The sequence below is a fragment of the Acidilobus sp. genome, assembly GCF_049973875.1.
GTDB lineage: Archaea > Thermoproteota > Thermoprotei_A > Sulfolobales > Acidilobaceae > Acidilobus.
On the sequence record NZ_JBMFJI010000014.1, the window covers coordinates 23,656 to 31,753 of the forward strand.

Sequence of the window (8,098 nt, forward strand, 5' to 3'; positions counted from 1 at the left end):
GGGGCCAGCTTGAAGTTCATAGTGACCGGGGGCGCCGGCTTCATAGGGAGCAACCTGTCCCGGCTCCTCCTCAGCGAGGGGCATGAGGTAATAGTGATTGACGACCTGTCCTCGGGCGCCAGGGAAAACGTGCCCGCCGGGGCAAGGCTCGTAGTGGGGGACGTCTCGGACAGGAGGGCCCTCGAGGGCGTGGAAGCCATGGCCAGGGGCGACGAGGTCGCCATAGTTCACCTGGCCGCTGTCTCAGGCGTCGTGGAGGCCAGGGAGGACCCCTCGAGGGCCGTGAGGGCCAACGTGCTCGGCACCCAGGAGGTCCTCGACATGGCCAGGAGGCTTGACGCCTACGTAGCCATTGCCAGCAGCGCGGCGGTCTACGGCGACGTGAGCGAGGTCCCCGTTAAGGAGGGCGCGCCCCTCAGGCCCAAGAGCCTCTACGGCCTCACCAAGCTCTTTGACGAGCAGCTTGCCGAGCAGGCCTACAGGGACTACGGGCTGAGGTCCTCCTACCTGAGGCTGTTCAACGTCTACGGCCCAGGGATGAGGAGGGGGCCCTACGCGAGCGTGATCTACAACTTCATGGAGGCCGCCATAAGGGGGCTCAGGCCTGTGATATACGGCGACGGCCTTAACACAAGGGACTTCGTCTACGTTGACGACGTCGCCAGGGCCTTCCTAGAGGCCGTCAGGAGGAGGGCCACGGGGCCCTTTAACGTGGGCACTGGCAGGGAGGTGAGCGTCCTGGACCTCCTCAGGATCATATCTAGGGTGGCGGGCGTCGAGCTGAGGCCAGAGTTCAGGGAGCCGAGGCCGGGGGACATAAGGAGGAGCTGCGCCAACATAAGCAGGGCCAGGGAGGGCCTTGGCTGGGAGCCCAGGGTGAGCCTTGAGGAGGGCCTCAGGCTGACGTACAGCTACATGAGGGAGAGACTAAGACCTTGAGCCCCTCCACTCGTACCTCCTGAAGACTATCTTGGGCAGGGCCACGAGGCCAGCCAGCATGTAAAGGGCTATGGCCGCCGGCAGGGGCCTCACGGCCTTCCCTGCCTTGGCCACGGCGCTTATGTAGTACGCCGCGCCCGGCACCAGCCACACGGCCGACCAGGCCAGGGTCCAGGTCAGGAGCTCCGGGTGAAGCCTGGCGACGGCAAGCATGCCCAGCCACGGGGTTATGAGGTAGCCCCAGGCGGGCATTATGAGGAACAGCAGCAGGGGCCACGTCCTCCTGACGCCCCTGAGGGCCGTGAAGGTGGCCAGCATTGACCCCCTGACCCACCTCTCCTTCTGCCTGATCACGGCCCTTATGGAGGTCAGGGGCTCCTCTATTACGGGGCTGCCGCTGAGGAATGCCACCTTCATGCCCCTGCTGAGCAGCTTGGCCGAGAGGTCCAGGTCCTCCGTGGGGGCCCAGGGGGTCCAGAGGCCCACGGCCTCCAGGTCCTCCCTCCTCACGAAGTAGCCGGATCCCGTTATCCAGGCGGAGCCGGTGAATCCCATCAGGGCCGGCGCCAGGAACTGGTTGTAGAGCCTCATCTCAGCCGTCTGGGCCCTCATGTGGGCCCCGGCGAAGGTCCTCCTGGCCTCAGGCGGCAGGGCCACCTCCCTGGGCAGCTGGGCTGCTGAGTAGCCTGACGCGAGGGCCGAGACAGCCCTTGATATGGCGTCCGGGGGAGCGACGCCGTCGGCGTCAAGGACCCCTATTATGTCGCCCGCGGCCATGGACTCGGCCCTGTTGAGGGCCGCCGGCTTGCCCCTGGTCCTCCCGTCGCCCAGGGAAAGCCTGACCCTGACGCCGTTCACTATTGCTTCGGAGCCGTTGACCTTCCTGAGGCCAAGGGCTCCCAGAACGCCGTCAATGGTCGGGTCGTCGGCCTCGGCCGCTATTATTATCTCATAGAGGCCCCTTGGGTAGTCCTGACTGAGGAGCGACCTGACGGCCCTTAGGGTCCTCTCGCCCTCCCTGTACGTGGGCACTATAACAGAGACCCTTGGAGTTGCGGGCAGGGGCTGCCTGGCCTCCTGGGCCCTGCCCCTGGGGAGGCCGTGAAGTATTATTACCAGCTCCACCACGAAGGTCACGCCAACAGTTATTGCGCTCCCGGCAGCGTAGGCCATCAGGGCCCTCGAGGTTGACAAGCTGAGGTGCAGGCTCTGCAGGTACTGGTGGAACGTCATTATAATCTGCTGGCTGCTTAGCATATTTACATTAACGCTCAATGGAGCCCCCTTTCACCTTCAGTCCGGGGGGCTAGAACTTAAAAAAGGTTAGGGACCTAGGCATTGGCCTGCTGGCCCTTCAGCTCAGCTATCCTCCTCTCGACGTCCTTCAGCTGCCCCTCCGCCCACGACCTGAGGTCCTCCAGGTAGAGCCTGTAGGCCTCAAGGGCCCTGAGCTCCGAGTCCCTGTCGTAGTAGCCGTACCAGGCCATGGTCCAGCCGGGCCTCTCCCACGGGGGCAGGTACGAGAAGGGCCCGTGGCCTGGCCAGGGCCCTCCGCCCCACCGCCCAAACCTCCACCAGCCCGTATCGCTCACCCAACTCGAATATCCGATACAAGCCTTATAAGTCTTAATGCTGGCCCCAGCCGTCGCTGGGGAAAAAATAAAATAAATAAATAGATCCAATGCGAACTGTAAGCGTGAGATGTATGCAACTTAAACCAAGGTGATGCGTATGCTCTCAAGGGTCAAGGTCTCCTTCGCGAGGGTCACTGCCGATGACAGGGAGGCAGTTCTATCAATATTGAGGGGCGCGCCTGAGCTGAGCCACGTAGACATAAACGCCACCTTCGACAGGTGGCTCAGGGAGGGCTACTTCATAAAGGCAGTTGACTCCGACAACAGGATCGTCGGCGTCCTTCACGCCAGGCAGCTCGAGGACGCCGTGTGGATGGAGGGCATCGGGGTGAGCAGCGACATAAGGAGGAAGGGTATCGGGAGGCAGCTCGCGGCCTACGTTATGGAGCTCACGGGAGGCAAGGTGTTCAGGGTCATGGCGAGCGAGAGGAACGTGCCGTCAAACGCCCTGGCCCTGTCGCTCGGGTTCAAGGAGGTGGACAGGGTGTACTTCAGCGACGGCGCGAGGGTCTCGGCCCCAGAGCTGGCCAGGAGGCTGGGCCTCGACGAGGCCAAGGACGTCAGCCTGGAGGGGCCCGGCTACGTGGACTCCTGGACCTGGAGGCCCATTGAGTACTACAGGGGCAGGGTCTTCTCGAACGGCCAGGTCAAGGTGCTTGACACTGACCCGCCGTTCTTCGTCGCCGGCGACGCGGACGGCTACATGAGGTTCTCAAGGCAGAGGGCCGCCTACTCCGAGGCCTTCATAGTCTACGAGCTCAGGAGAGCCTGAGGAATATCAGCAGGGCTGCAGCGCCGACTACCGCCTGCAGCGCCATGAGGCCAACCGTGACCCCCCTCTCCGTGGCCCTGCCCCTGAGCCTCCTCTGAAGCCTTATCATGAGGTGCGTCAGGCTGTAGGACCTGTCGTAGGGGGGCTCCAGGGAGCCGTCAGGGGCCACCCTGCCGAAGTTCTCCTTGTAGACTCCGTGCATGAGGCCCCTTATGAAGAGCAGGAGCTCAGCGTAGTAGAGCATGTACATGAAGAGGCCGAAGGCCGCTATGTCGCCCAGGACCACTATGCCGGCGTAGTAGGCGCCCACGGCGTAAGTCATCGTGTTGCCCGGGAACACCCTGGCAGGGTACCAGTTGTAGAACAGGAAGCCCAGGAGGGCCGCCATCATTATGAGCGAGAGGTACGCCGTGAGCCAGAGGCCCTTGACTATGGAGAAGGCCGCCGTGAAGGCAAGCATCACCACCCCCATGCCAGCCTCCAGGCCGTTGTAGCCGGCTATCATGTTGTAGGCGTTGGAGGCCCCCATGACGCCTATGGGGACCACGACGAGCGGGAACAGCAGCCCCAGGTAGAGCACGTGAAGTATCGGCACGTGAACTATGTAGGCGTTGTACTTGGCTATCATGAGCGGCAGGGCGGCGGGTATGGTTGACAGCACCCTCACCGCGGGGGGTATGCCCTTCTTCCAGCCAAGTATGTCGTCCAGGAGCCCTATGAGCCCCGTGAGCATGAGGAGGGAGAGCATGGAGAACAGCGGCACCGGGTTGTAGAGCGAGCCGTTGACGAACGTGTTTATGGCCTCCATGACCAGGAGGCCGAGGGAGGCCCCCACTATGACCCAGAGCCCGCCCGCCTCGGCCACCTTCCTTTTGTCTGGCTTGTTCATGTCAGAGCCCACGAGCCCCCTCGAGCTGGCCACCGCTATCCATGACGGTTCTAGGGCCATCACTGAGCCCATGGCGACCAGCGACGATATTACCGCGACAGCGGCCTCCTGCAGCAAGCCCCTCCCGAGGGCGTTGTCCTGGTCCTAGTTTTAAGCGTTGGAGCCGCAGGAGCCCGCTGGCACGCCTATCTCCCTGGCCCGCCTCAGCACCCTGTCAGGCAGGAGGCCCACGTCAAAGCACGGCCTCCCCCTGGCGTCCTCCTCCATGATCCTGAGGCCCACCTCCCTGAGGTCGTCCGTGCCGTAGAGCCTCCTCGCCTCGGCCCTGACGGCCTCCATTGCCCTTTCAACCCCCTGGGCCGAGGCCATCGAGTAGAAGCCTGCCCTCGGCATGAGCCTCTTAACTGCCACCCTCTCGGGCCTCCTGACCCCCGTGAGGTGGAGCCCCATGGGGCTTGAGGAGAGCCTCCTCCTGAAGTAGTAGAGCGGGGCGTAGAGGTACTCGAACCTCCCGTCCCACAGGTACCTGAGCCTCCCTGTGTAAGTGAAGGCCCAGTGCTCCTCGTGGAGCCTGTCGGCCCTGCACCTGTGGCTCAGGTCGCCGCAGAGCGTTATGAAGGGCCAGTAGAGGAGCGCGTACCTGTCCCTCCCCTCGCCCTCCACGAACTCCCTTAGGGCCCTGCCCAGGCCCTCGAAGGCTATGAAGTCTGAGTCCCAGACAAGTATGTACCTGTACCTGGACTCCCTGAGCGCCAGCTCCCTGGCCTCGGCGTAGCCCCTGGGGGGTTACTGCCTGACCACCCTCACGCCCAGTCTCGACCTGGCGTCCTCAAGCACCTGCTCGGTCTCGTCCCACGGGTCCGAGGAGTCCACCACCAGGACCTCGTCAGCCATGGAGGCCGCGTCCTCAAGGGCCAGGGGGAGCCAGTCGGGGTCGTTGTAGACTATCACGGTGGCGCTTATCCCGAGGGGCCTGCCCTCCCTCGAGGGGTCGACCAGCCTGAGGCCCCTCGCCACCGCGGCCATCGCGTTGTAGGCGGCCCAGGTGAGCCTCCTCCCCATTATCCTCCTGGCGTACCTTAGCAGCGACGCCAAGGCCCCTCAGGGCCCTGCTGGGGAGACGGGTTATTAACCGCAGCCGCGCCAGGCAGGCTGGGCCAAAGGGCTTGAACTGGGATGACGTAGTTAAGGTCGTGCTCTCCATGCCCCCTCACAGGGACCTGGCGCTCCTCAAGTCCCAGCTGCCGAGCCCCAGGGCATCGGGCTTCAGGAGAAGGTGGCTCTCGGAGCCGAGGGGGCAGAGGGCCGACTGGGAGAAGGTCATGCCTGACGGGAGGTCAGTGCACGTGAGGGAGTACAGGGACCACTACCTGGTGCACTGGGACATAGCGTCCCCCTCGAGGAGCGCCCTGAGGCACCTGGCCTACGACGCCCCGCACTGGCTTATAGTGGCCGTGGCGGCCGCGGTAACTGCAATAGCAGCGCTCCTGGGCCCGGGCGCAAAGGTAGGGGCCGCCGGCGGCCTCATGGCCACCGGCAACATGCTGCTTAGGTACAGGAGGTCGCTTATAGCCTCGGCCGAGCCCCTCAGGCTCCAGGGCCAGCCTGAGGGCGTGCTTACCACTTGACGAGGACGGGAGGGTCGCGGTCTCCTCAAGGGCAAAGTACATGGCCTTAGGTGTCCTGGACGGCACCTCGGTGGCCATTGAGAGGGTCGTGGAGAACCCGGCCTTGAAAGCCAGGGAGAGGAGGCCGACGTGCCCCTCTGCGATGGGGCCCTCAGCGGGACGCCAAGAGCTCCTCCAGGAGCCCCCTGACCCTGGTTATGTCTATTACCCCCATGTCGCCCCTGCTCACCGTGCCCTCCGGGTCGTACACGGAGAGCACCCCGAGCCAGTCGTGCATGGAGTCGTCGGGCCCCTTGTCGTTCCTGTCCGTGTAGTTTGAGGGCCACCCGACCGTGCCTATCGGCCTCCAGTTGAGGTCGTCCAGGTAAACTGTGAGGTCCGGGGCGTCCCCCCTGGCCACCGGGTATATCTCCTGAGGCTCGTAGGCCTCGTTCCTCCAGGCCTCCCCGTTCGGCCCCCTTATCTTCATGACCGCCCCCTTGACCTCCCTGACCAGGTCCTCCAGCTCCTCCCTGCCAACTATGCCGTGGGGCTCCCTGCCCCTCACGTTGAAGAAGAAGCGGGAGTAGTAGCCTCCCCAGGCCCAGACCCTGGTGTGGTCCCAGTCTATCATGTCTGGCGTGAGGTCAGCCCCGGGGGACCTCGGCCTCTCCTTAAGCTTCAGGTAGCCCTCCTGCTCGAGCCACTGGTTTATGGCGAAGGCCCCGTGCATTGACTTGGTGCCGTGGTCGCTGGCTATAACTATTATCGAGTCCCTGAGGGGGCCCCTGGCCATTTCCTCAAGCCATGAGTCCACCCTGCTGTAGACCTCAGGTATCACCCTGCTGTAGACCTCGTGGTAAGTGTACCTGGGGTGCCTCTCGTCGAAGTACTTCCAGAAGGCGTGGTGGGCCCTGTCTATGCCTATCTCCACGTATATGAAGGCGTCCCAGGCCTTGCTCTCCGCCAGGTACTTCACTATCCTGCCGTGGTTCTCAACCATGGCCAGCAGGTCCCTCCTGGCCGCGTCCCTGTCCTCCGTCCTGTAGACTATGTCGAACACCGGGTCGCCCACGCTGGACTGGAGCTCCTGCCTGAGCCAGGGGGGCCACGTGTAGGGCTTCTGAGGGCCAGGCGTGTTGAAGTCGGTCACCATGAAGCCGTTGACAGGCCTGGGAGGGTAGGTCGGGGGCACCCCGAAGAGGCCGAACCTGAGCCCCCTCCTGCCCAGGTCGTCCCATATGGCGGGCTCCCTCACGTCCTGCGACGTGACCACGTAGGAGTCGAAGGTCCCGGGCCTCCTGTGCCTGAAGCCGTATATGCCCAGCTCTCCCGGGCTCCTGCCCGTGAACATGACCATCCAGGCGGGCACAGTTATGGGGGGGTGGCAGGTCCTCATGAGGTACCTGGCGGAGTCCTCGACCAGCTCCCTTATGAACTTGAAGCCACCTCCGTCGTGGCCCTCGTAGAGGACGTACGGCGGCAGCGAGTCAAGGCCCAGGACGAACAGCCTCCTGGCCAAAGCGCCTCACGGGTTGCCTTGATGCCCGGGGGGTTAAATAAGTGGAGCTTTGCCGGGCTGCATAGAGGGAAAGCCCACAACGACAAGGTAAAAATAAAATCATGAAAAAGGAAGAAAAAGAAAAGTAAGGTTAAGTTAGGGGCCCTCAGAACTTGGCGAAGGCCACGTAGGCTATCAGGGCCAGGGCTATTATGGCGACTATCAGCGCGCCGAGGCTGTAGGTCGCGGCCGAGGCCGCGGTTGACGCCGCGTTGTGGGCCTCGCTCTCAGCGCTTGATGCAGTGCTGCTGAGCGAGCTGAGGGTTGAGCTCATGCTTGTGACCGTGCTGCTTATTGAGCTGACCGTGCTGCTCACGCTGCTGAGCGTTGAGCTCATGCTGGTCACAGTTGAGCTTATGGAGCTCACTGTGCTGCTCATTGAGCTGACCGTGCTGCTGAGCGAGCTGAGGCTCGAGGCCACGCCGCTTATCGTTGAGGCGGCGGAGCTCACGGTGCTGTTGACGCTCTGCAGCGACGAGTATATGCCGCTGAGGTCGCTGGCCACGGTGTTAACGGTGCCCTTTATGGACTCCACGCTGCTCGCTACGGCGCCCAGCTGGCCTCCCAGGTTAACTATGTCTGTCTCCACAGTGTTGAGTGAGGCGTTCACGGCGCTGAAGTTGCCAGCTATGTAGCCGCTCAGTGTGGACTCGGCGCTGCCTATCTCTGACGTGAGCGTCGATGTCATGGAGGCGT

General features: G+C 63.5%; 10 protein-coding genes. 3 read left to right on the forward strand and 7 right to left on the reverse strand.

All coding sequences use genetic code 11. From position 1 onward, the window contains the following. Nucleotides 1-9: 9 nt before the first annotated feature. Nucleotides 10-939, forward strand: coding sequence for a GDP-mannose 4,6-dehydratase (locus ACP5H1_RS05910; RefSeq protein ID WP_427972895.1), 930 nt, complete (start codon nucleotides 10-12; stop codon nucleotides 937-939). Here ACP5H1_RS05910 and ACP5H1_RS05915 read toward each other — a convergent pair. Together ACP5H1_RS05915 and ACP5H1_RS05920 are read right to left on the reverse strand one after the other, a co-directional pair. Then, entirely contained in the window at nucleotides 928-2,214 is a 1,287-nt protein-coding gene (locus ACP5H1_RS05915; RefSeq protein WP_427972897.1) for a glycosyltransferase, read from the reverse strand. The two genes, ACP5H1_RS05910 and ACP5H1_RS05915, sit on opposite strands and share 12 nt — an antisense overlap. 56 nt (nucleotides 2,215-2,270) lie before the next feature. Then, entirely contained in the window at nucleotides 2,271-2,531 is a 261-nt protein-coding gene (locus ACP5H1_RS05920; RefSeq protein ID WP_427972899.1) for a hypothetical protein, read from the reverse strand. A gap of 139 nt (nucleotides 2,532-2,670) precedes the next feature. Between ACP5H1_RS05920 and ACP5H1_RS05925 the strand changes: the two genes are divergently transcribed. Next, on the forward strand, nucleotides 2,671-3,345 hold the full coding sequence (locus ACP5H1_RS05925) for a GNAT family N-acetyltransferase (protein ID WP_427972900.1): 675 nt from the start codon (nucleotides 2,671-2,673) through the stop codon (nucleotides 3,343-3,345). Here ACP5H1_RS05925 and ACP5H1_RS05930 read toward each other — a convergent pair. The 3 genes from ACP5H1_RS05930 to ACP5H1_RS05940 form a co-directional block, all read right to left on the reverse strand. Beyond that, nucleotides 3,332-4,351 (reverse strand): MraY family glycosyltransferase, encoded by a 1,020-nt coding sequence (locus tag ACP5H1_RS05930; protein ID WP_427972903.1) that lies wholly within the window; start codon nucleotides 4,349-4,351, stop codon nucleotides 3,332-3,334. The genes ACP5H1_RS05925 and ACP5H1_RS05930 overlap by 14 nt on opposite strands. Before the next feature lie 33 nt (nucleotides 4,352-4,384). After that, a complete protein-coding gene (locus ACP5H1_RS05935) occupies nucleotides 4,385-4,897 on the reverse strand; it encodes a hypothetical protein (protein WP_427972906.1) in 513 nt (170 codons plus the stop codon). Nucleotides 4,898-5,020: 123 nt separating this feature from the next. Then, on the reverse strand, nucleotides 5,021-5,329 hold the full coding sequence (locus tag ACP5H1_RS05940) for a hypothetical protein (protein WP_427972908.1): 309 nt from the start codon (nucleotides 5,327-5,329) through the stop codon (nucleotides 5,021-5,023). Between the two features lie 71 nt (nucleotides 5,330-5,400). On the opposite strand from ACP5H1_RS05940, the gene ACP5H1_RS05945 reads away from it, so the two are divergent. Beyond that, a complete protein-coding gene (locus ACP5H1_RS05945) occupies nucleotides 5,401-5,862 on the forward strand; it encodes a hypothetical protein (RefSeq protein WP_427972910.1) in 462 nt (153 codons plus the stop codon). A gap of 151 nt (nucleotides 5,863-6,013) precedes the next feature. On the opposite strand, the gene ACP5H1_RS05950 is transcribed toward ACP5H1_RS05945, so the two are convergent. Together ACP5H1_RS05950 and ACP5H1_RS05955 are read right to left on the reverse strand one after the other, a co-directional pair. Next, a complete protein-coding gene (locus ACP5H1_RS05950; protein ID WP_427972913.1) occupies nucleotides 6,014-7,363 on the reverse strand; it encodes an alkaline phosphatase family protein in 1,350 nt (449 codons plus the stop codon). Between the two features lie 145 nt (nucleotides 7,364-7,508). Continuing rightward, the coding region (locus ACP5H1_RS05955; RefSeq protein ID WP_427972916.1) for a hypothetical protein at nucleotides 7,509-8,098 on the reverse strand (590 nt) is incomplete at its 5' end.